Genomic DNA, 20,901 nt, shown 5'->3' on the forward strand with positions numbered 1-20,901 from the left:
CCGCCGAGCCGGCACGCAGCATATCGGCTGATGGGGCCGAAACGTTTGCCTTCGCCCAGACGGGCGGTTATTCTTCATGGGTTGCGAGGGGGGCTCGCTCTTTGTCGCCGGGGTTGAAACTGCGGCGAAGCGTGGGTTGATCGTGCAGTCTGCCCCAGAAACGGTGACATCGTGTCCCTTCCGTTCCTCGTCCGTCGCTCGCCCGTCACGCCGCCCGGCGTGCCCCGACGCCGCCGCATGCTCGCGGCCGCGGTCGGCGCCGCCGTCGCCCTCTCCGGGGTCCTCGTCGCCGCCCCCGCCTCCGCGGCGGGCGCGTCCGCTGTCCGACCCGCCGCAGCGGCCGCCGCCCCTCTCCTGTCCGATGCCATGGATCGCACCGTCGCCTCCGGGTGGGGCGCCTCCTCGGTCGGCGCCTGGCGCGTCGTCGAGGGCGCCTCGAGCGTTGCGAACGGGCGCGCGATGCTCGCCAGCCGCAAGCCCGGGATCACCGCCAGAGCGACGGTGTCCGGAGTCGCGGCCGCGGACGTGGCGAGCCGCTTCTCGGTCTCGGTTCCGGCGCTTCCCGTCGGCGGCCCCCTGTACCTGGCGCAGGCCGTGCGCGTCGTCGGAAAGGACTCCTACGGTGTCCGCGTGCGGGTGCACCCCGACGGGTCCGCGTACGTCTCCGTGGTCCGGTTGACCGACCTCACCACGGTGCAGAGCCTGAGTGAGCGACGCCTGCCGGTGACGGTCAAGAACGGCACGACTCTGCGGGTGGCCCTCGACGTCACGGGGACGAACCCGGTGACGCTGTCCGCGAAGGCCTGGGCGGACGGCAGCGCCGAACCCGCCGCGTGGCAGGTGACGCACACGGATTCGTCAGCCACGAAGATCACCGCTGCCGGCGGCTACGGCTTCGCGCTGTACACCTCCGCCGGGGCGAAGGCCGCAGTGCCCGTCGCGATCGACGACATCCTGGTCACCGCGCCCACCCCGGCCGCGACGCCCGCGCCGACGCCCGCACCCGCACCCGCGCCGAAGCCGACTCCGGCTCCCGCACCCGCTCCCGCACCGGCTCCGGCCCCGGCCCCGCCTGTGACGCCGACGACCCCTGCTCCGCCGACGACGCCCGCCGGGGTGCGGGGGAAGCCGGGTGCCGCCGCTCCCGGAGCCCTCTCCTACCCGGTGCCCGCCACGGCGGTGTACGCGTCTCCCAGCGGATCCGACGCCGCTGCCGGCACGAAGAGCGCGCCGGTGCGCACCCTCACCGCCGCCCTCCGGGTGGTGCCGAACGGGGGCACGATCGTCCTCCGCGGAGGCACGTACCACGAAGAGGTCATCGTCCCGGCGCAGAAGCGCGTGACCATCCAGCCGGCGCCGAACGAGGCGGTCTGGATGGACGGCGCGAAGGTGGTCACCGGCTGGAAGGCCTCCGGGAGGACCTGGGTCGTCGACGGCTGGAACACCGCTCTGGATTCGAGCCCCACGTACACCAAGGGCGCGCCCGACAACACCAACGCCGACTGGCGCTTCGTCGATCCCGCTCATCCGATGGCCGCGCACCCCGACCAGGTCTGGGTCGCCGGTGCGCAGCTGCGGGAGGTGGGCTCGGCCGCGCAGGTCGTCGCCGGCACCTTCTTCGTCGACGACCGCGCCAAGCGTCTCGTGATCGGCACCGATCCGACGGGCAAGACCGTGGAGGCGAGCGTGCTGACGCAGGCGCTGTCCATCCGCTCCGCCGGCTCCGAGGTCCGCGGCATCGGGGTCCGGCGGTACGCCACCAGCGTGCCGCAGATGGGCACGGTCGTCGCCGCGGCGAACGACGTCACCCTCGCCGACGTGACCATCCGCGACAACTCGACCACCGGGTTCTACTCGTGGGCGCCGCGCACGACGTTGACGCGCGTCTCGCTGATCGGCAACGGCCTGCTCGGCGGTGGTGCCTCCCAGGCGGACGGGCTGAAGGTGCGGCAGATGCTCTCCCTCGGGAACAACGCGGAGCACTTCAACCACGCCCCGGTGTCGGGCGCCTTCAAGGTGACCCGCACCCGTGGCGTCACGGTGGCCGACAGCGCCTTCACCGAGAACGCCGGACGCGGGCCGTGGTTCGACGAGTCCACGATCGACATCGTCTTCACCGGGAACGACGTGATCGGCAACACCGGTCACGGCGTGATGGTGGAGCTGTCGGAGCGTGCGACGATCGCCGACAACATCATCGCGAGGAACGGCGAGTTCGGTCTGTTCGTGCTGAACGCGGGCAACGTGAAGATCTGGAACAACACGTTCGTGGGCAACGCGAACCGCAACATCAGCATCGGCCAGGACGATCGCCGGGCCTCCGACCCGAACGCGGCCGGCCACGATCCCCGCACCCGCTACGCGCCCCTGGCGCCGTGGATCGTGCGCAACACCGTCATGTCGAACAACGTCATGGCGGAGAGCGCCGGCAACTGCCTCGTCTGCGTGCAGGACTTCTCGACCACCTTCACCGGTTCGCAGATGATGTCGAGTGTGAACGGCAATCTCTATCACCGCACCGCCGCGGGCACGCCGCGGTGGTTCTCCGCGTGGTCGAAGGGATCGGTCTCGCGGGATCCGGCGGTCGCCGACACCCTGGCCGCGTTCACCGCGGCGACGGGCCAGGACCGCCGCTCGCAGTTCGTGCAGGGAGCGTCCGTCGTGTCCGCGACGTACGCGCTGACTCCCGCGCAGGCTCAGCGGCAGGCCGCGATCGCGGTCCCCGTCCCGGCGGATATCGCGTCGGTATCGCGACTCCCCGGCAACAGCGCGACCCTGGGGGCCCTGCCGCGGTGACGATCTAGGTATGGGTTCTCTTCTCGCTGTCGGCGCCCGCGCGCTGACGATGGTCATCGCGCTGGTCTGCGGCGTTCTCACGACACGGATGATCATCGGGGACGCGGGCGTCGGCAGCTTCGCCCTCTACACGCTGCTCACGACGATCCCGTCGCTGCTGACGTTCACCGACCTGGGCAGCGGCGCCGTGCTCGTGAACGCCGTGGCCACGAGCGACGACGTCCGGACGGACGAGAAGCTGCGCTATCAGCTGACCTCCGTCGGGCGGGTGCTGCTGCTGTTCGCCGCCTCCGCGATGGCGATCAACACCGTGCTCCTCGCCACCGGAGCCTGGGAGCTCATCTTCGGCGACGCCGGGCAGCAGCCGGGGGCGTCGCTGGCGGCGTTCTTCTGCGTCACGATCTTCTGCCTGGGGATCCCGCTCGGCATCTGGGCGCGGATCATGCTCGGGCAGCGCAAGAACCACATCGTGATCCTGCTGCAGGGCCTCATCTCGCCACTCACCCTCGCGGGCGTCTGGGTGCTCCTCACGTTCGGCGGCGACGACCTCCACTCCTATGCGGCCATGGCATCCTTCGCCGCGTCGCTCATCGTCTCGATCCTGGGCGTGCTCATCACGGCGCGCACCACCTCGCCGCTGATCCCCGAGGCCGCCCGCATGGTGCTGCGGCCGCGACGCTTCCCCGGCGTCCGGGTCATGGACGTCGGCTGGCCGATGCTGGCGCAGATGGTGACCTATCCCATCGCGGTCGGGTCGCAGCGCTACGTGATCGCGCAGCTCGGCGGCCCGACCGATGTCGCGGAGTACGGGGTGGCCGGCCAGGTGTTCTTCGCGCTCAACGGCCTCGTGATGGCCGGTGGGCTCGCCCTCTGGCCGCACTTCGCCCGCATGCGGCACCAGGGCGACCTGCGCCGCGGACCGTTCCTGCTGTCCGCGCTGTTCGCCACGGCGGTCGCTCTCGCGACGGTCATGGTGTGGCTCGTCGGCCCCTGGCTGTTCGGATTCATCACCCAGGGGGAGCTGGAGGTGCGGCCGACCACGATCTTCGCGTTCGGGCTCATGATCATGCTCACGGCGGCCGTGTACCCGCTGGGCATGTTCATCATGGACAAGCCGGGCATCCGCTTCCAGGTGATCCCGACTTTGAGCATGGCCGCCGTCGGGATCATCCTCGCGTTCGTGCTCACGCCGATCCTCGGCATCGTCGGCCCGCTGGTCGGCGTCGCGTTCGCGCTGCTGGTCTGCCAGCTGATCCCGTTCTCGATCTACATCGTGCGCAACCGGGCACGGCTGACCGCCGAGGCCCCCGCATCGGTGTGACCCGCGGGCGTTCCTCGCGGGTCAGTCCAGGACGCCGGCGGTGACGCCGGCGCGGTAGACCGCGGGAGCGTGCCGACGCAAGGCCTCGTCCCGGCTCGCGGCGACGCCGGCGACATGGTCGTCCCAGCGTGCGCGGACCTCCGCGAGCGCGGTCGTGATCGCGTCGGCATCGTCCGGAGCGACCAGCTGCGCGGTGGCGTACCCGCCAGCGGCTTCCCGCAGGCCGCTGCTGTCGCTCGCGATGACGGGACGGAGCCCGAGCACGCCCTCGACGGCCGTGTTGCCGAACGGCTCGTCCACTCGGGACGGTACGACCACGACGTCGGCCTCGGCGAGGAAGGGCCAGATGTCGGGGTGGAACCCGGCGAAGGTGACGGGGACGCCGGTCTCGTCGGCGCGCGCGCGCAGATCGCGCTCGAACCACTCGTACCCCTCGAAGACCGCGCCGAGCAGGGTGACCTCGATCGGGCTGCCCGCGGCCTGAAGCGCGGCGGCGGCGTCGATGACGAGGTCGGGGCCCTTCCGCGGCGAGAGCCGGCCCACGTAGAGCACGCGGAGGGGGCCGTCGAGGCGGGAGCGCGGCGGAGCAGGGTGCTCCGGTGACGCGACGCCGTTGGCGACCACGCGGGTCCGGTCGGCGAGGGCCGGGAGCGCGCGTCGGATCGTGTCCAGGCTGAAGCGGCTGTTCACCAGGGTCCGGGCAGAGGCGAGGTGCGGCGCGTAGAGAAGCCGATTCACCAGCGTGCTGGCGGAGGCCTCGGCCTCATGCACGTGGCTGACCGCTCGGGTGCCCCGGAGCCGGGCGACGAGAGGCCACTGCGGGATGATGATCGTCGACACGTAGACGGCGTCGGGACGGACGCGTCCGATCAGCCGCCACGCCGCGCCGAGGCCGCGGAACATGTCGCGGAAGAGGCGGGGCAGCCCCCGCGGGGTGAGCAGGACCTTGCGCAGCACGAGCATCGGCAGGATGACGACCTCCGCGCCGGCCTCTCGCAGCGGGGCGACGAGGAGACCCGTGCTCGGCAGGGCGACCACGACGCGGGCCCCCGCCTCGACGAGGCCGGTCGCGCTCTCGAGGAGCATGCGGTCGGACCCGAACATCTCCGCTCCGGGATGCACCAGGAGGACGGTCTTGCGGTTCTCTCGCTCGGTCATCGGGCGGCGTCCGCGGGGGCGGGGGCCCAGTCCGTGCTCCGTCGGCGTGCGCGCCGGGCGGAGGGATGGATGCTCGAGCCCTCGGCGAGGCGGCGAGCGAGGTCTTCGTATTCGTCGGCCACGTCGTCCCACCGGAACCGGGTCCGGGCGATCTCCTGCACCGCCGCGGCGCGCGCGTCGCGTGCGGCCGCATCGCCCTCCGCGGCGGTCACATGCGCGGCGACGTCGTCCGCATCGGCGAAGAACCACCCGTTGCCGTCGAGCACTTCGCGGTTGAAGGGCACCTCGTAGCCGATCACGGCCGTGCCCGCTCCCATGGCGCGGAGGAGCGACGGATTGGTGCCGCCGACGGAGTGCCCGTGCAGGTAGGTGGCGGCGTGGGCGTAGAGCGCGTCGAGCAGTTCCTGGTCGTACACGCCGCCGACGAGGCGGATCCGCTCGTCGCCCTCGGCGGCGTTCCGGATCTCCTGGATGTACCCGGCCGCGTACGGTGCAGACCCGACGACCACGAGCGGCAGGCGCGCGGCGCTGGCCCGGTAGCCGCGGACGATCTCGAGCACATGGTTCTCCGGCTCGAAGCGCGCGACGACGAGGTGGTAGCCGCCGGGCGTGAGGTCCATCTCGGCCAGACGATGCGTCGGGGGCTCATCGAGGATCGGTGCACCGTAGCGGATCAGCTCCGTCGGCACGTCGAACTGGTGGCGGTAGTAGTCGGAGATGCCGGGGGCGTCGGCGATGAGCGCGTCGGCGGTGCGGACGCCGAACTGCTCGGCCCAGCGATAGTAGGCCTTACCTCGCGGACCCCACTTCGAACGGCGCCACTCCAGACCGTCCATGTGCAGGGCGACCGGCGCGCGACGCAGCCGGAGCAGGGGGAGGAACGGCGAGTTCGCGGCGTTGAAGACGAAGGTCGCGTCGGGCCGGCGGTGGACGAGCAGGTGCAGGGCCGAGAGGCCGGTGTGGCTGAGCGTCTCGACCTGCTTCACGGGGACGGCGGGCAGATGCACCACGCGCATGCCGAGGTACCGCTTCTCCCGGTGCTCGGAGCCGCGGGTGTACACGACGACGTCGTGTCCGCGGTCGGCCAGCCGACGTCCGACCTCCTCGATGGCCGTCTCGAAACCGCCGTACGCGGCAGGCACGCCGCGGGTCCCCACCATCGCGATCGTGAGGGGTGTCGTAGTGCTCATCCGCTCAGTATGCCCCGCTCGGCTGCGCCATGACCTTCGCCGTGCGCCACATGATCTGCAGATCGTTCATGACCGACCAGTTCTCCACGTACCGCAGGTCGAGCCGCACGCTCTCGTCCCACGAGAGGTCGCTGCGTCCGGAGACCTGCCACAGACCCGTGATGCCCGGCTTGATGTAGAGGCGGCGGAACACGGTGCCGTCATAGGCCGTGACCTCGCTGGGCAGCGGCGGACGAGGGCCGACGACGCTCATGTCGCCGACGAGCACGTTCCAGAACTGCGGGAGCTCGTCCAGCGACAGCTTGCGCAGCACCTTCCCGACGCGGGTCACGCGCGGGTCGTCCTTCATCTTGAAGAGCAGGCCGGCGCCCTCGTTCTGCTCCTTGAGCGCCGCGAGCTGCTTCTCGGCGTCGGTGCGCATCGAGCGGAACTTCACCATCTTGAACCGGCGGCCGTCCCGTCCCACGCGCTCCTGGAAGAAGAACACCGGGCCAGGCGAGTCGAGCTTGATGAGCGCGCTGAGCACGGGGGTGAGCAGCGCGATCGGGATGAGCGCGACGGTGGCCACGACGATGTCGAGCGCGCGCTTGAGAAGGTGGACCCCGCCCTCGTAGGTCGGGATCTTCACCTGGATCAGCGGCAGGCCGTCGACCTGGCGCAGCGAGATGCGCGGCCCCGCGACGTCCGTCAGACGGCTCGAGAGCACGAGCTCGGCGGCGGTGCCCTCGAGCTGCCAGCTGAGCTGCTTGACGAAGTCGGGGGACCCCTCGGGGCGGCTCGCCACGATGATGGTGTCCGCCCCGAGCTGTGCCGCCGCCGCGGCGACGGTGTCCAGATCGCCCACGACCGGGTAGATGCTCTCCCCGATCCTGAGCGCGCCGGCATTGCGATCCAGCAGCGTCGTCCCCACGACGTGATAGCCGTTCTCCCCGCCCTTCTGCAGGGAGTCGATCACATACTCGACGTCCTCGGTGGCGCCGACCACCAGTGTCCTCGACGCGAACCGACCGGACAGACGCTGCCGCTGCAGCCAGCGGCGCCAGGTCCAGCGGGCGAAGAGGAGACCGAGCATGCCGACCGGGAGGGCGATGAAGAACAGCGGCTGCAGTCCTTCCCACTCCAGGAGCACGCCCGCGATGGCGGTGATGCCGAAGGCGAGTCCCGCCGCGTGCGCGACGCGACGGTACTCCGTGGCCCCGGACCCGAAGATGGCGGCGGCTCGGCTGTTGAGCGCCGACAGCATCAGGTACCAGGCGAGACCCAGCAATGCGGCGTTGCGCACGGCCTCGATCACCGCGACGCCGGAGACCAGCTGGACCATCGCCGTCAGTGCGACCGCGATCAGGATGACAGCCGCATCCGTGATCCGCAGCCGCATCCGATAGCGACGCTCCCACTGGCGGCGTCGTTCGAGCGTCGCCGACACACGCGGCGTGCTCGCCGCAGGCGTCACCGACGCGGTCGCTCGCGGTGCCGTGATCGGCGTGAAACCCGTACGAGCGATGCTCAGAGCATCCTCGACGGAAGTCATGCCGAGGCCCCTTGAGCCGTGAATGTACGCAGATAACCCCAGTGCGCCATCGTTTCCCCAGTTTTCCCCAGACCGTGAACCCCACGTTCACGGACACGTCTGCGTCCCGACCCCTCGGGTCCTGCTGATGCTTCGCGATCCCACATCGTGAAGGTCCTCGTCGTCCCAACCGACGAGGCGTGCAGCAGGCACTGCAGACGTCCAACACTGTAGCGGATCCGCTCGTCGGAGGGAAGCCGTTCCGCCGACTCGGTGAAATCCGTTCCGGAATACCGCACAGCGCCGGGCGGGCGGGGCTACTCTTTCGCGGTGACCACGCACCAGACACCGAGCACGCGCTTCCACCTGCGTCCCATGGCACCGCGGGACCCGGGGCAGCCACACCGCACGGCGAGCCCGTTGGAGCTCTTCTTCGATCTCGTCTTCGTCGTGGCCGTGAGCATCGCCTCGGCCCAGCTGCACCACGCGCTGAGCCACGGCGACTTCCTCCACGGCATCACCTCCTACGCCATGCTCTTCTTCGCGATCTGGTGGGCGTGGATGAACTTCACCTGGTTCGCGACGTCGTTCGACACCGACGACTGGCCGTACCGGATCGCCACGTTCGTCCAGATGGCGGGCGTCCTCATCCTCGCCGCCGGAGTCCCGCAGGCGTTCGACGAGGGGAACTTCACGCTCCCCGTCGTCGGCTACGTGGTGATGCGCGTCGCGATGGTGGCCCAATGGCTGCGCGCCTCGCGGACCGAGGAACCGCTCCGGGGCGTCGCGCTCCGCTACGCGCTCGGGATCGCGGTCGTGCAGGTGCTGTGGATCCTGTTCCTGCTCATCCCGTCCGGTCCGGTCCAGCTCGTCGCGTTCGTCGTGTTCGCGCTCATCGAGGTCGGCGTCCCGGTGTTCGCGGAGCGCCGAGGACAGACGCCGTGGCACCCGCACCACATCACCGAGCGCTACGGTCTCTTCACCCTCATCGTGCTGGGCGAGAGCCTTCTCGCCTCCGCGAATGCGATCATCGACGCGCTCGACGAGGTGGAGGCGCTCGGTCCGCTCCTCGCGATCTCGGCGCTGGCCTTCATCGTCACGGCCGCGCTGTGGTGGATCTACTTCTGGCCGCCCCACCACCGGGCCATCACGACCCTGGGGCGTTCCCTGCGCTACGGCTACACGCACTACTTCGTGTTCGCCGCGGCCGCGGCGTTCTCGGCCGGTGTCGAGGTCGAGCTGGATGTGATGACGGGGGAGAGCCACCTCGCCCCGGTGATCGCCACGTTCACCGTCTCGGTGCCGATCGCCGTCTTCCTCCTGGGGATCTGGTGGATCGCGATCCGCGACAACGCCGACCGCGTCGTCAACGCGGTCATCCCCGTCGGCGCGCTGCTCGTCCTGCTCGATCCGTTCGTGCCGATGCCCGTGGCGCTGACGGCGACGGTCATGGTGGCGATCGTGATCGTGCTGGTGATCCGGCCGCCCGTTGCTCGGGGAACCGTCGTCACGGACGAGTGATCCGCGGCGTCACACGCTGGCGGCGAAGAGCTCCCGGCACTCGCGGCGCAGGCGCGCGATCGCCTCGCCGTCGCCGCGCAGGTGGCGGATGAGGGCGTGCTGGAGCATGCCGTCCGTGAGCGCGTACGCGAAGAGCGGCGTGAAGCGGCATGGGCGTCCGCAGAGCTCGGAGTAGCGCTCGACCACGCGCCAGATGGCATCCTGCAGGTCGGCCTCGACTTCGGCGATCGTGTCGCCGAAGCCCGACTCGAACAGGGACTGGTTGCGGAGGTCGTACCAGAGCCGGTGCAGGCGGGCGTCGTCGTGCACGCTCCTGGCGAGCTCCTCGGCGGCCCCGGCCGCCAGCTCCTCCGCGGTCTCGGCCCTCTCCAGCACGGCGAGGTAGCGGTCGCCGAGCCCTCCCTTGGATATCCGCACGGCCTCCGCGATGAGGTCGTTCTTGTCGGTGAAGTAGTAGTGCAGCGACCCGTGGGAGAGCTCCGAGTGCTGCGCGATCTCGCGGAGTCCCGTCCGCGCGAACCCCCGCTCGGCGATCGCCTCCAAGGCTGCTTCGGCCAGCGCCCGCCGGCGCAGTGCGAACTTGTCCACCCCAGCGCGTTCCGCGCGCTTGTCCGCTGTCGTCATGCTGTCCCCCGGTCTCGTCCCCTTCGGGATCGGTGCGGGCAATGCTATGGCATCTCGCCCGATCTGGACAGGTGTCCGGGAAAAACTTGACAGGTGCCAAGTGTCATGTTCCACTGGATGCGCCACGGCCGCGCATGTCCCCTGCATGACGGCCGTCTTCGTGGCCGCGCGCGCGATCCCCCCATCGCCCCGGCCCTGCGTTGTCCGCCGAGTTCTTCGAGCGCCAGCGCTGCAGAGCGGAGCGATGTCCCCGCATCCTCCGCTCTGCTCCTGACTCCACAGGAGCCCCAGGGATCACGCATAGCTTCTTGATTGTTCACCCGTCGAGCATGGGGGCAACGCCGCCGACGCTCGAGAGGAGCACATCATGAGCCGCATCCCCGAACCGACCCCCACGCCGCAGGGACCCATGTACGAAGGACGACTGCTGGACCGCGCGGACGAAGAGGTCGTCGACCAGGGCGTCGCCTTCGACCTCCGGACGCTGATGAGCCGTCGCGGGCTGCTGATCGGCGGCGGCCTCGGCCTCGGTGCCGTCGTCCTCGCCGCCTGCGCTCCCGGCGCCACCGGATCGTCGTCGACGATCGCCACCCCCACGCCCAGCGCCACCGGCACGGCGTCGGGCACGGTCACGGAGATCCCCGACGAGACCGCCGGCCCCTATCCGGGCGACGGCTCGAACGGTCCGGACGTCCTCGACGAGGCCGGGATCATCCGCCAGGACATCCGCTCGTCCATCGACGGCGGGGCCACGGCCGACGGCGTCCCGCTCTCCTTCGAGCTCCAGATCCTCGATCTCGCGAACGGCGGGGTGCCCTTCGCCGGCGTCGCGGTCTACGCGTGGCACTGCAACGCGCAGGGGGAGTACTCGCTGTACTCGTCCGGGCTCGAGGACGTCTCCTATCTGCGCGGGGTGCAGGTCGCCGACGACGACGGCAAGGTGTCCTTCACCTCCGTCTTCCCCGGGTGCTACTCCGGGCGCTGGCCGCACATCCACTTCGAGGTCTATCCGGATGCGACCGCGATCACCGACGCGTCGAACGCGATCGCCACGTCCCAGCTCGCGCTGCCCGAGGACGCCTGCAGTGCGGTGTATGCGGAGACGGCGTACTCCGGATCGGCGGACAACCTGGCGCGGATCTCCCTGACCTCCGACAACGTCTTCGGCGACGACGGCGGAGTGTCGCAGCTCGCCACGACGACGGGGAGCGTCACCGGCGGATACACCGCGACCCTCGTGGTCGGCGTCGACACGACGACCACGCCGAGCGCCGGCGTCGCGCCCACCGGTGGCGGTGGTCGTCCCCCCGGAAGCTGAGGCTCTCGGCGCGTGGTTCGTGGATCTGCTAAGCTGATCGTGCAACGTGTGCGTTTCGCCCCCTCTCGGCCGCCTCGTCGCCACTGATCAGGGCCATCCACGGACCACGCACATCGACGCGCGCGGAATCCGCCCTCGGTCTCTTCACGCGCGGAGCGCCACAGCGCGCCCGCCCCACAGCAATGAGCATGAGCATGAGTACCACCACCGTCCCTTCCTCCATCCCTCTCACCTGGAAACAGGCCGACGTCGACGTGCACGTCGCCACCCGCAACGGTGAGTTCGCCGGTTTCGTCGAGTTCGACGGATCCGCGCACCGGCTGCGCGACGAGCGCGGCACCGACCTCGGGTCGTTCCCGTCGCTCGACGACGCCTTCCGTGCGCTCGCCGTCGCGCAGCAGCCCGCGCGACCGGCGGCATCGCCGGCCCTCCCTCGGACGCGCGGTCGGCGGCCGCGTCGAGCACGGGCCTGAGTCGTATGCCGCCTCGCGTATGCGAGCGCGGTTAGTGTGGCCACAGCGATCGGCAACCGCCCTTGGCTTCTTCAGCTCAAGGGCTCCCGATCGACAGGAGAGCATCATCTCCCGCACATCCTCCCCGTCCGTCACCGCCACCCTCGGCCCGGTGCGTCAGACCTACGCCGGGAACGCCGAGTTCCCGCCTCTCACCCGGGCGTACCGGGACGTGCAGCAGGTCGTGAAGGAGACCGGGCTCCTGCAGCGCACGCCCGTGTTCTACACGCTGGTCGGCGCGGCGCTGGTCGTCGCGTTCGCCGGCTGCGTCGCGGGCTTCCTCCTCCTCGGGGACAGCTGGTTCCAGCTCCTCATCGCCGCCGCCCTCGGGGTCGTCTTCACGCAGGTCGCCTTCCTCGCCCATGAGGCGGCGCACCGTCAGATCCTCTCCACGGGACCGGCGAACTTCCGCCTGGCCCGCGTGCTCGCCGGCATCATCGGCATGAGCTACCACTGGTGGGACTCCAAGCACACCCGGCACCACGGCAACCCGAACCAGGTCGGCAAGGACCCCGACATCCAGGTCGACACCATCTCCTTCCTGGAGGAGGATGCGGCGCAGTCGCGTGGCATCGTCCGGCTCATCACGCGCACGCAGGGGTGGCTCTTCTTCCCCCTCCTGACGCTCGAGGGGCTCAACCTGCACTACCTCGGCCTGAAGCACCTGATGACGCGGAAGAACGTGAAGGGACGCTGGACCGAACTCGGTCTCATCGTCCTCCGGTTCGCCGTCCTCCTCGTGCCGCTGTTCCTCCTGCTCCCCGTCGGCATGGCGTTCGCGTTCCTGGGCGTGCAGCTCGCGGTCTTCGGCGTCTACATGGGCGCGTCCTTCGCCCCCAACCACAAGGGCATGCCGGTCATCGCCCCCGACGCCAAGCTCGACTTCTTCTCGAAGCAGGTGCGCACGTCGCGCAACATCCGCGGCGGATGGTGGGTGACGGGGCTGATGGGCGGCCTCAACCACCAGGTCGAGCACCACCTGTTCCCGAACATGTCGCGGCTGCACCTGTCGAAGGCACGCGGCATCGTGCGCGACTACTGCGCCGCCAACGGCATCCCGTACACGGAGACGAGCCTCGGGCAGTCGTACGCGATCGTCATCGCCTACCTCAACCGCGTGGGCCTGGCGGCGCGCGACCCGTTCGACTGCCCGGCGGCGGCACAGCTCCGCCGCGCCTGAGCACACGGATACGACGAAGGGGCGAGCAGACACCTGCTCGCCCCTTCGTGTCTCTGCGCGGGATCAGCGCTTCGAGTCGTCCGTCTCGATCACGTCGATCGTGATCTTCTCCAGGGGGCGGTCGTCGTCGAACTCGTCGTCGAGGACCTCGTCGCCGCGGAAGGTCTCGACCGATGCCTCGACGACGTCGTCCTCGATGTCGTCGTCGTCCTCGTCGATCGTGGCCTCGGTCACCGCGATCTCGGTGGGAAGGCTGTCGTCGCTGAAGATGCCGTCCGGGCGGATGAGCTCGCGCACCTCGGCCATGAAGCTCGTGAGCTGCTGCTGCTGCCACCGCAGCTGACGGGCGCGGTCCTCGGCGTCGCGGAGGACGGTGGAGGTGTGTCCGGTGACCGCGTCGACGATCTTCTGCGACTTCACGCGGGCACGCTCGAGGATCTCCCTGGCGCGCACCTGGGCGTCGGCCTCGATCGCCTGCGCCTGCGAGCGCATGAGCTTCTCGTAGCCGTCCGCCTTCGCGGAGATGCGCTGCGCGTGCTCCAGCGAGGCCGTGACCTGCTCGTTCGCATCGGTCGTGATGCGCTCGGCGTGGGCGACGGCCTGGTTGTGCAGCACGAGGAACTCCTGCTGCGCGTCGTCCTGACGACGAGTGAGGGTCTCCTCGAACTCCAGCACGCGGGCGTTCATCTCACGGACCTCGCGCTCGGCGTCCGCACGCAACTGCGTGGTCTCGCGCGTGACCAGCGAGCGGAGCGCGGCGGCGCCCTTCTCGGCCTCGGTGCGGATGGCGGTGGCCTCCTGGGAGGCCTGGCTGACCTTCTCCGCGGCGTGCGCCGCCTCGCGCTCGATGCGCGCCTCGTGGGCCGTGTACTCGGTCTCCATCTTCAGCCGCACCTGGTCGGCGTCGCGCTGCGCCTGCGAGATGATGCGCTCGGCGTCGGCCTCCGCTTCGGCACGCTGCGCGGCCACTTCCTCGCGGGCAGAGGTCATCAGGCGGTCGGCCTGCACAGCGGCGTTCTGGATGAGCACGTTCGCCTGCTCCTCGGCCACGCGCAGGATCGCCTCGAACTGCTGACGCGACGGTGCCTCCTCGCCATCGGCCTGCGGCATGTCGACGAGCTCGGAGGTCAGGGTCGCCACCTGCTGCTCGGCGTCGGAGGCCTTGGCGTTCGCGGCCGCGAGCTCCGCCTCCAGGGCTTCGCGGGCTTCGCGCTCTTCGGCCTTGATGGCCTCGACGGACTCGGCCTCGCGCGCCTTCGCCTCGGCCAGCTCGTCGGCCGCCTGCTGGAGCTGCGTGCGCATCGACGCCAGCGCGGCGTCGACCTCGTTCTTGTCGTAGCCCCGGAAGCCGATCGTGAACGCCGAGGTGGACGAGGAGGACGACTCGCGCGGAGTGGTCTCGATCAGCTGATCGAAGAAGTCCGGCGACCGGTCGTCGTCGCGGGGGGTGCCCGAGGAATCGCTCATGGGTTCAAGCCTTTCTGGCGTGTCCGCGACACGAAGCGGTCTTCGTTTCCGTGGACGGGTTCGCAAGCACGGGGAAGGAGGCCCCGGCGTGCACCGCGTCCGGGTCCTCATCGGAGTCCCTGCGGGGCGCGGCGCGCGTCTAGCCTAATTGCGTCGCCTGTGAATCGTGACCCCCATTTGCACGGGCAGGCAGCGGCACGATCAGGCGCGGCGGAACCAGCGGGCGTTGCGGTCGTCGAGCAGGTCTCCGCGCTCGAACACGGAGACGGGTCCGTCGCTCACCTCGATCCGGCGCGCTGCCGCCTCTGCGGTCACCCTTTCCCGCAGCTCCCGCCACAGCGGCGCGGTCTGCGGGAAGCCGAGGTAGTCGCGGAACGTCTCCACGCGCAGGAGAGTCCCCTCGGCGTCGGGACCGAGCCGCACGACGGTGTCGTCCGGTTCGACGAAGCGGATGCCGACGGTGCCGTCGTCGAGGACGGCGTAGGCCTTCTCGTGCCCGGCGACCGCCGCGTGCAGGAGCGCGGCCGCGACCTCCGGCGGCGCCTGGATCCGGAGCGTCGTGCCGAGCTCGGTGAGGAGCTCCGTCATCCGCTCTGCGGTGAATCGCGCGCCCGCGCGGGCGCCGGCCGCGGTGGAGCTGGGTCGCACCCATCGAGGGAGGAAGGCCGCGCCGACGAGGAGAGCGATGATGACGACGACGAGAACGACGGTGAGGACGGAGTCCATGGAGACGACCTCCCGGCCGCGCGTCAGCGCGGGCCGGACAGGTGATCGAGGACCAGTTCGCCGGAGGCGTTGAGGGCCTGCATGATCTCCTGGATGCGGTGCGGGTCCACCGTCGGCGGCTCGGCGTCGTCGAACCCGAACTGCAGCGGGATGGCGGGATGGATCCACACGCTCGCGCGCCGGTCGACGCCCCCCTCGACGGGCCGCCAGGTCATCATGAAGCTCTCCTGCCGGCGGAGCTTCGTGCCGATGACGATCTTCAGATGCGCGAGCGTCTCGTCCTCGATGAGGATCGGATCCGAGTGCCCGTCGTACCGGAGTCTTCCCATGATGCTGACGGTACACCCGAGCGCGGGGGCGTACGGATCCTGTGCGCCCGCGCCGGTCGCGGACGGCATCCCGGCCGACCGGGGGAGTGGCGTTCGCGTCGCGGAGGGCCCGCTCTTGGTACGGTGACCGCGGGAGACAACCTGTCCTGGGGCCCGCAGACCAAGAGAGAGCTTCGAGATGACGCGCACGTCCCGCTGGCGCCGGGGCCGGATCGGGATCGTCGCCGTGCTCGCGATCGTGGTCGGCGCGCTCGTCCCCGCTGTCTCCACGGCTGGCACCGCGACCGCCGCGTCCGACGGCTACATGGTCTACCCGGCGTCCGGCAACATCCAGTCGAAGGTCGGCGACGGCTGTCGGAACAATTACCGCGCGCACGACGGCATCGACATCTCCCGCAACGGCGGCACGCCCATCCTCGCCGCGTACGACGGGGTGATCAAGAGTCGTACGTCGAACGGCGGCTACGGCAACTACGTGGACGTGCAGCACGCGGGCGGATACGTGACCCGCTATGCGCACATGGCGGCTCCGGGGTGGTTCGCACCGGGAACCAAGGTCCTCCGCGGGCAGCAGATCGGCGTCGTCGGCAACACGGGCAACTCGGCCGCGTACCACCTGCACTTCGAGGTGTGGCTGAACGGCAAGGTCTACTCGCAGATCAACCAGGGCTTCACGTGTCTCTCCGACGTCACACGAGGGGGGACCATCCCGCTGTTCTTCCCCGGTCTCGGTGCCGGATCGCCCGCCGGCGTCAGCGCCGGAGACTTCACCGGCGATGACAAGGTCGACCTCCTCGTGGTCGCGGGGAACGGCGACCTGCGGCTGCGCGCAGGCAACGGGCGCGCCGGCCTCGCCGGCCCGACCACGCTGTTCGGCAGCGGGTGGGCGAACTCGCGGCGACACATCACGCACACCGATCTCAACGGAGACGGCAATGCCGACCTCCTCGTGGCACGCTCCGACGGGGTCCTGGAGTTCTACGCCGGAAACGGACGCGGGGGCTTCCGTGGGGCGGTCGGGCTGGGCTCGGGGTGGTACAGCATGCGGCACATCGCCTCGGGTGCAGATTTCACGGGTGACGGACGTCAGGACATCCTCGGGGTCTCCGGGTCCGGCAACCTGAGGGTCTACCACGGCAACGGCAGCGGCGGCCTGACCTCCTCGCAGACGATGATCGGCGGCGGCTGGGAGAGCGTCCACTACCTCATCGCGGGAGACTTCGACGGGGACGGACGCGGCGACATCGTCGCAGTCGCGGCCGACGGTCAGCTCCTGCTCTACACCGGGGCGTCGGGCCTGCGTACGGTGCGACAGGTGGGCGTCGGCTGGCAGGAGTTCACCGAGGTCACCGGCGGTGTGGACTACAACGGCGACGGGCGCGCAGATCTGCTGGCGCGCACTCACGCCGGACAGCTCTACCTCTATCCGGGGAACGGGAACGGCGCCTTCGGCGCGCGAGTGCTCGTCGCCTCCGACGCCGCGGACTACCTCGCGATCGAGTGACCGGCCGGAGTCGAGCACTCCGGGGCGCGTATCGTGGGCGCATGGCCGCGGGGACGTTCGACGACATCGTGGCAGCGCTGTACGCGGGGCCGCCGGAAGCGTTCACCGCCAGCCGGAACGCCGCGGCGAAGGATATCGAGGACGCTGCGCTCGCCGCGGAGGTGAAGGCGTTGCGGAAGCCGTCGGTCGCGGCCTGGGTGGTCAACGTGTTCGCGCAGGAGCGGGCCGCCCAGCTCGGGGAGGCCCTGGCGCTGGCCGCGGAGCTGCGCGAGGCGCAGGAAGACCTGGATGCCGCCGCGCTGTCCACGCTCAGCAGGCAGCGCCGTGCCCTGACCCGGCGGCTCGCCGAGAGTGCGGCGGACCTCGCGGGGTCCCGGGGCGAACGCGTCACGGCAGCCACGCGGGACGCCGTCGAGCAGACGATCTCTGCGGCGTTCTTCGATCAGGATGCCGCCGCGGCCGTCGCGTCCGGACGACTCGTGAGGGCTCTGGAGCCGTCGGGGACCGCGGACGACGTCCGCGACGCCGTGGCCGGCACCCTCCCCACCCTGCAGCCGCAACCCCCGCGCCCGCGGGACGAACTGCAGGAGCGGCGGAAGCGGCGGGACGCGGAGCGGCAGGTGGCCGCGGCGGAGAAGGCCCTGGCCACGGCGGAGCGGGCTCTCACGAACGAGGACGAGGCGGTGCGGGCACTGAGTGACCGCGCCGAGGAGCTCGCGGACGGCATCGCCGAGGTGGAGGCGCAGCTGGAGAAGCTGCGTCAGGAGGCCGATCGCGTTGAGCGCGACCGTCCCGCCGCGGAGCAGAGGCGCACGGCGGCCGCGGAGAAGAAGGACGCCGCTGCCGAGGCCGTGGAGTCGGCGCGCGAGGCCCTCGACGACCTCTGAGCGGACCTCAGCTCCGGGCGGAGGCCTTCTCCTCGTCGGAGTTCGGCGTCCATCCGAACCAGCCGTCGTCGGACGGGATGACGCTCCAGTCGCCGCAGACGAAGACGGTCTTCGCCTCGTACGCGGACGGGCCGTCGTCCAGAGTCCACGTCGGGGCGGAGGTCCGCTCCGTCTCCACACAGTCGTCCGGCAGCGCCGTCGTGCTCGTCAGCAGGAGCACGGCGTCGTCGGCGTCCTCGATGGTCGACGTCCGGAGCGTGAGAGCGGTCGCGTCGTCCGGAACCCAGTCCGCGTCGACCGGCGTGTCCGCCCGGAAGGCGTCGGCGTCGTCGAAGGTCGTGGTCGACTGCTTGTGCACGAGACCCTCCACGGCAGCGCATCCGCCGAGCAGCAGGGTGCCGCCGAGGAGCAGGGCGGCAGCGGGGAGGAGGTGTCGTCGTGTCATACCTTCACTCTGCGGGCGCGGCTCGCGGGCGGCGTCCGTCGGGGGAGGTATCCCTCGTCACCCGGAGGAGTGATCTCTGCCGGAGGCGTCTCCGATAGCCTCGGGGGATGCGGGAGGAAGTCCTCGAGGGCGGCAATGCGAGCGGACCCGTCGTGCGGGTCGGGGGCACCGTCCGCAAGGCGTGGACACCCGCGACCCCGCACGTCATCGCCTATGTGCGGGCGATGCGGGACGGCGGCGTCGACGCGCCCGAGCCGCTCGGCAGAGATGCGCAGGGGCGGCAGATCATCGAGTTCCTCCCCGGGACGCTCGCCATGGACGCCGCACCGCTCTCCGCCGCCGAGCTCGGTCACGTGGGCGGGATGGTTCGCCGGATCCATGACGTCTCGGCGCGGTACGTCCCTGCTGTCGACGCGATCTGGGAACCGCCCCTCTCGGCGCCCGCGCAGGAGCTCATCTGCCACAACGACCTGGCGCCGTGGAATCTGATGCTCGGCGACCGCTGGGTCTTCATCGACTGGGACGGCGCCTCCCCGAGCACCCGCTCATGGGACCTCGCCTTCTCCGCGCAGACGTTCGCGCTTCCGAATCCGACCCGGGACCCGGAGCGCTCCGCCGCCGACCTCGCGGCGTTCATCGACGGATACGGCGCCGACGAGGAGCTGCGCGCGGTGCTCCCGGACATGATGCGCCGGCGCACGCAGGCGATGCTCGACCTGCTGCGCTCGTCCGCGGAGACGGGGCGCGAGCCGTGGGGCACCATGTACCGCACGGGTCACGGGGCGCACTGGGCGGCGGTGCTCGACCACGTCACCGCGCATCGGGGTGTATGGCAGCGCGCGCTGGGATGAGGTTCCGCCGGTCTGCTTCTCCTAGGGTGATCGACATGAGTGACGACGTCGGCCGCGCAGTGATCGCGGATCTGTGCCGGATCCCGAACCCGGAGTCGATCGACAGGACGGCGTACGTCGACCTCGGCGGTGTCTCCCAGTTCGTCTCGATCCGCGGTCGCAGCACACGGAACCCCGTGCTCGTCGTCTGCCACGGCGGTCCTGCCCTCCCGTCGCTGCCCTCGTCGTGGGTCTGGCAACGCGGCGTGGAGGACTACTTCACGGTCGTCAACTACGACCAGCGTGCGAGCGGCAAGTCCGCGGGCTCGGTGTCCGAGGACATGGACCTCAGCGTCGACCGGTACGTCGACGATCTCGTGGACCTGATCGCGTGGCTCCAGGGCGAGCTGGGCGTGCAGAAGGTCGGGGTGCTCGGGCACAGCTGGGGGACGGTCCTCGGGCTCACCCTCGCCCGACGGCGTCCCGACCTGCTCTGGGCGTACGTCGGCGTCGGGCAGGTCATCTCCGGTCCCGAGAACGAGGAGGAGAGCTTCCGCCACGCGATGCGGAGTGCCGTCGCGGACGGGAACGAGCAGGCGATCTCCGAGTTGCAGGCGCTCGGGGAGTACCCCGGTGACGAGCCGTTGACCGTCGAACGCATCGTGACCTGCCGGAGATGGGCGCAGTACTACGGCGGGCTCTCGGCGTATCGCTCCGACTTCGCGTACTTCACCGAGTCGCAGGAGCTGTCCCCGTATTACACGGACGCCGACCTGGGCCTCATCGGTGTCGGGCAGCGGGCGACCATGCCCGCGGTGCTGCCCGCCCTGCTCGGCTTCGACGCCCGCGATCAGACGGCGTTCGAGGTGCCGATGCTCCAGTTCCTCGGCCGGCACGACTGTACGACCCCCGCCGGACCGGTCGCCCGCTGGCTGGAGACCGTGACGGCACCGTCGACGCACGTCGTGTGGTTCGAGAACTCCGCGCACCTGTGCATGTTCGAGGAGCCCGGGAAGTTCCTGGTGAGTCTCGTGACCCACGCGCTGCCGCACGCGGTCGAGGCGGGGCAAAGCAAAACCCCCGCCATGTAGAAGCTAGGCGAGGGTTTCTGGGCTGATTGTAATGATCAGCCTTGTGGCTCCGACCGGCATCGATCCGGTGACCTTTCGATTTTCAGTCGAACGCTCTACCAACTGAGCTACAGAGCCGCGCGGCGATGATGCTGCCGCGTCCTAGACGAAGAGCCCTCTCCGAAGAAAGAGCTCGTCGCACGGAGCGACCCTGACGGGACTTGAACCCGCGACCTCCGCCGTGACAGGGCGGCACGCTAACCAACTGCGCTACAGGGCCATACTGGTGTTTTCAATTGTATCGGATGGAGTGACCCCAACGGGATTCGAACCCGTGCTACCGCCGTGAAAGGGCGGCGTCCTAGGCCGCTAAACGATGGGGCCGAGTCAGTCCCGGGGGACTTCCTTGCCGACGCTCAAGCATAAGGGATCATCCGGGCAAATCGCGAATCGAGGCTGGAACCCGCTTCCCCCGGGCGTGTTCGAGCGGGACCATGGAGGGGCCGGGGATGC

The 20,901-nt window shown here is 70.3% G+C and carries 18 protein-coding genes and 3 tRNA genes; 10 read left to right on the top strand and 11 right to left on the bottom strand.

The window, feature by feature from the left end:
• Nucleotides 1–171 precede the first annotated feature (171 nt).
• Nucleotides 172–2,796 (top strand): right-handed parallel beta-helix repeat-containing protein, encoded by a 2,625-nt coding sequence (locus ACFU8V_RS04915; protein WP_378869465.1) that lies wholly within the window; start codon nucleotides 172–174, stop codon nucleotides 2,794–2,796.
• 10 nt (nucleotides 2,797–2,806) lie between these two features.
• Nucleotides 2,807–4,117 (top strand): hypothetical protein, encoded by a 1,311-nt coding sequence (locus ACFU8V_RS04920; protein ID WP_378869467.1) that lies wholly within the window; start codon nucleotides 2,807–2,809, stop codon nucleotides 4,115–4,117.
• Nucleotides 4,118–4,138: 21 nt separating this feature from the next.
• Here ACFU8V_RS04920 and ACFU8V_RS04925 read toward each other — a convergent pair whose 3' ends face one another.
• The 3 genes from ACFU8V_RS04925 to ACFU8V_RS04935 are packed head-to-tail and all read right to left on the bottom strand — an operon-like array spanning nucleotide 4,139 to nucleotide 7,996.
• Nucleotides 4,139–5,275 carry a glycosyltransferase gene (locus ACFU8V_RS04925; protein ID WP_378869470.1) on the bottom strand — a complete coding sequence of 379 codons (1,137 nt, stop codon included), beginning with the start codon at nucleotides 5,273–5,275 and terminating at the stop codon, nucleotides 4,139–4,141.
• A complete protein-coding gene (locus ACFU8V_RS04930) occupies nucleotides 5,272–6,465 on the bottom strand; it encodes a DUF1972 domain-containing protein (protein ID WP_378869473.1) in 1,194 nt (397 codons plus the stop codon). The genes ACFU8V_RS04925 and ACFU8V_RS04930 overlap by 4 nt, the downstream gene beginning before the upstream one ends.
• A 4-nt stretch (nucleotides 6,466–6,469) precedes the next feature.
• Nucleotides 6,470–7,996 carry a sugar transferase gene (locus ACFU8V_RS04935; protein WP_025104608.1) on the bottom strand — a complete coding sequence of 509 codons (1,527 nt, stop codon included), beginning with the start codon at nucleotides 7,994–7,996 and terminating at the stop codon, nucleotides 6,470–6,472.
• A gap of 354 nt (nucleotides 7,997–8,350) precedes the next feature.
• Here ACFU8V_RS04935 and ACFU8V_RS04940 point away from each other — a divergent pair, with 354 nt between their 5' ends.
• Nucleotides 8,351–9,496, top strand: coding sequence for a low temperature requirement protein A (locus ACFU8V_RS04940; protein ID WP_378871793.1), 1,146 nt, complete (start codon nucleotides 8,351–8,353; stop codon nucleotides 9,494–9,496).
• 9 nt (nucleotides 9,497–9,505) lie between these two features.
• Here the strand turns inward: ACFU8V_RS04940 and ACFU8V_RS04945 are convergent, their stop codons facing one another.
• On the bottom strand, nucleotides 9,506–10,084 hold the full coding sequence (locus ACFU8V_RS04945; protein WP_197426445.1) for a TetR/AcrR family transcriptional regulator: 579 nt from the start codon (nucleotides 10,082–10,084) through the stop codon (nucleotides 9,506–9,508).
• A 403-nt stretch (nucleotides 10,085–10,487) separates the two neighbouring features.
• Here ACFU8V_RS04945 and ACFU8V_RS04950 point away from each other — a divergent pair, with 403 nt between their 5' ends.
• The 3 genes from ACFU8V_RS04950 to ACFU8V_RS04960 all read left to right on the top strand — a co-directional run bounded on the left by ACFU8V_RS04950 (nucleotide 10,488) and on the right by ACFU8V_RS04960 (nucleotide 13,130).
• On the top strand, nucleotides 10,488–11,438 hold the full coding sequence (locus tag ACFU8V_RS04950) for an intradiol ring-cleavage dioxygenase (protein ID WP_378869477.1): 951 nt from the start codon (nucleotides 10,488–10,490) through the stop codon (nucleotides 11,436–11,438).
• A 194-nt stretch (nucleotides 11,439–11,632) separates the two neighbouring features.
• Nucleotides 11,633–11,911: a hypothetical protein gene (locus tag ACFU8V_RS04955; RefSeq protein ID WP_146008213.1), complete on the top strand. Its 279-nt coding sequence runs from the start codon at nucleotides 11,633–11,635 to the stop codon at nucleotides 11,909–11,911.
• Between the two features lie 151 nt (nucleotides 11,912–12,062).
• Nucleotides 12,063–13,130, top strand: coding sequence for a fatty acid desaturase (locus ACFU8V_RS04960; RefSeq protein WP_374209033.1), 1,068 nt, complete (start codon nucleotides 12,063–12,065; stop codon nucleotides 13,128–13,130).
• Between the two features lie 63 nt (nucleotides 13,131–13,193).
• On the opposite strand, the gene ACFU8V_RS04965 is transcribed toward ACFU8V_RS04960, so the two are convergent.
• The 3 genes from ACFU8V_RS04965 to ACFU8V_RS04975 all read right to left on the bottom strand — a co-directional run bounded on the left by ACFU8V_RS04965 (nucleotide 13,194) and on the right by ACFU8V_RS04975 (nucleotide 15,652).
• The gene (locus tag ACFU8V_RS04965; protein WP_025104602.1) at nucleotides 13,194–14,597 is read right to left on the bottom strand and encodes a hypothetical protein; all 1,404 of its coding nucleotides are present in this window, start codon (nucleotides 14,595–14,597) and stop codon (nucleotides 13,194–13,196) included.
• Nucleotides 14,598–14,798: 201 nt separating this feature from the next.
• Nucleotides 14,799–15,323 (bottom strand): hypothetical protein, encoded by a 525-nt coding sequence (locus ACFU8V_RS04970; RefSeq protein WP_378869482.1) that lies wholly within the window; start codon nucleotides 15,321–15,323, stop codon nucleotides 14,799–14,801.
• Between the two features lie 23 nt (nucleotides 15,324–15,346).
• On the bottom strand, nucleotides 15,347–15,652 hold the full coding sequence (locus tag ACFU8V_RS04975) for a hypothetical protein (protein WP_025104600.1): 306 nt from the start codon (nucleotides 15,650–15,652) through the stop codon (nucleotides 15,347–15,349).
• Between the two features lie 178 nt (nucleotides 15,653–15,830).
• Here ACFU8V_RS04975 and ACFU8V_RS04980 point away from each other — a divergent pair, with 178 nt between their 5' ends.
• Together ACFU8V_RS04980 and ACFU8V_RS04985 are read left to right on the top strand one after the other, a co-directional pair.
• Entirely contained in the window at nucleotides 15,831–17,156 is a 1,326-nt protein-coding gene (locus tag ACFU8V_RS04980; protein ID WP_374459688.1) for an FG-GAP-like repeat-containing protein, read from the top strand.
• Between the two features lie 41 nt (nucleotides 17,157–17,197).
• Nucleotides 17,198–18,043 (top strand): transposase, encoded by an 846-nt coding sequence (locus ACFU8V_RS04985; protein WP_378869487.1) that lies wholly within the window; start codon nucleotides 17,198–17,200, stop codon nucleotides 18,041–18,043.
• 7 nt (nucleotides 18,044–18,050) lie between these two features.
• Here ACFU8V_RS04985 and ACFU8V_RS04990 read toward each other — a convergent pair whose 3' ends face one another.
• Nucleotides 18,051–18,488 carry a hypothetical protein gene (locus ACFU8V_RS04990; RefSeq protein ID WP_025104597.1) on the bottom strand — a complete coding sequence of 146 codons (438 nt, stop codon included), beginning with the start codon at nucleotides 18,486–18,488 and terminating at the stop codon, nucleotides 18,051–18,053.
• Between the two features lie 107 nt (nucleotides 18,489–18,595).
• Here ACFU8V_RS04990 and ACFU8V_RS04995 point away from each other — a divergent pair, with 107 nt between their 5' ends.
• Both ACFU8V_RS04995 and ACFU8V_RS05000 read left to right on the top strand, forming a co-directional pair.
• A complete protein-coding gene (locus ACFU8V_RS04995) occupies nucleotides 18,596–19,339 on the top strand; it encodes a phosphotransferase (RefSeq protein ID WP_378869492.1) in 744 nt (247 codons plus the stop codon).
• Nucleotides 19,340–19,374: 35 nt separating this feature from the next.
• Nucleotides 19,375–20,409: an alpha/beta fold hydrolase gene (locus ACFU8V_RS05000; RefSeq protein WP_378869495.1), complete on the top strand. Its 1,035-nt coding sequence runs from the start codon at nucleotides 19,375–19,377 to the stop codon at nucleotides 20,407–20,409.
• Nucleotides 20,410–20,453: 44 nt separating this feature from the next.
• Here the strand turns inward: ACFU8V_RS05000 and ACFU8V_RS05005 are convergent.
• From ACFU8V_RS05005 to ACFU8V_RS05015, 3 genes are all read right to left on the bottom strand, one after another.
• Nucleotides 20,454–20,526: transfer RNA gene (locus tag ACFU8V_RS05005), tRNA-Phe, on the bottom strand.
• Nucleotides 20,527–20,594: 68 nt separating this feature from the next.
• A tRNA-Asp gene (locus ACFU8V_RS05010) sits at nucleotides 20,595–20,668 on the bottom strand.
• A 31-nt stretch (nucleotides 20,669–20,699) separates the two neighbouring features.
• Nucleotides 20,700–20,772 (bottom strand) — tRNA-Glu (locus tag ACFU8V_RS05015).
• Between the last annotated feature and the right edge of the window lie 129 nt (nucleotides 20,773–20,901).

It is taken from the genome of Microbacterium sp. NPDC057658, assembly GCF_042799975.1.
Classification (GTDB): domain Bacteria; phylum Actinomycetota; class Actinomycetes; order Actinomycetales; family Microbacteriaceae; genus Microbacterium.

What these genes read in the sequence shown, in the direction of transcription:
- ACFU8V_RS04990 (WP_025104597.1), bottom strand. Translation starts at nt 18,488, where the DNA reads ATGACACGACGACACCTCCTCCCCGCTGCCGCCCTGCTCCTCGGCGGC.
- ACFU8V_RS04940 (WP_378871793.1), top strand. Translation starts at nt 8,351, where the DNA reads ATGGCACCGCGGGACCCGGGGCAGCCACACCGCACGGCGAGCCCGTTG.
- ACFU8V_RS05000 (WP_378869495.1), top strand. Translation starts at nt 19,375, where the DNA reads ATGAGTGACGACGTCGGCCGCGCAGTGATCGCGGATCTGTGCCGGATC.
- ACFU8V_RS04975 (WP_025104600.1), bottom strand. Translation starts at nt 15,652, where the DNA reads ATGGGAAGACTCCGGTACGACGGGCACTCGGATCCGATCCTCATCGAG.
- ACFU8V_RS04935 (WP_025104608.1), bottom strand. Translation starts at nt 7,996, where the DNA reads ATGACTTCCGTCGAGGATGCTCTGAGCATCGCTCGTACGGGTTTCACG.
- ACFU8V_RS04950 (WP_378869477.1), top strand. Translation starts at nt 10,488, where the DNA reads ATGAGCCGCATCCCCGAACCGACCCCCACGCCGCAGGGACCCATGTAC.
- ACFU8V_RS04980 (WP_374459688.1), top strand. Translation starts at nt 15,831, where the DNA reads ATGACGCGCACGTCCCGCTGGCGCCGGGGCCGGATCGGGATCGTCGCC.
- ACFU8V_RS04930 (WP_378869473.1), bottom strand. Translation starts at nt 6,465, where the DNA reads ATGAGCACTACGACACCCCTCACGATCGCGATGGTGGGGACCCGCGGC.
- ACFU8V_RS04965 (WP_025104602.1), bottom strand. Translation starts at nt 14,597, where the DNA reads ATGAGCGATTCCTCGGGCACCCCCCGCGACGACGACCGGTCGCCGGAC.
- ACFU8V_RS04955 (WP_146008213.1), top strand. Translation starts at nt 11,633, where the DNA reads ATGAGTACCACCACCGTCCCTTCCTCCATCCCTCTCACCTGGAAACAG.
- ACFU8V_RS04970 (WP_378869482.1), bottom strand. Translation starts at nt 15,323, where the DNA reads ATGGACTCCGTCCTCACCGTCGTTCTCGTCGTCGTCATCATCGCTCTC.
- ACFU8V_RS04925 (WP_378869470.1), bottom strand. Translation starts at nt 5,275, where the DNA reads ATGACCGAGCGAGAGAACCGCAAGACCGTCCTCCTGGTGCATCCCGGA.
- ACFU8V_RS04995 (WP_378869492.1), top strand. Translation starts at nt 18,596, where the DNA reads ATGCGGGAGGAAGTCCTCGAGGGCGGCAATGCGAGCGGACCCGTCGTG.
- ACFU8V_RS04985 (WP_378869487.1), top strand. Translation starts at nt 17,198, where the DNA reads ATGGCCGCGGGGACGTTCGACGACATCGTGGCAGCGCTGTACGCGGGG.
- ACFU8V_RS04920 (WP_378869467.1), top strand. Translation starts at nt 2,807, where the DNA reads ATGGGTTCTCTTCTCGCTGTCGGCGCCCGCGCGCTGACGATGGTCATC.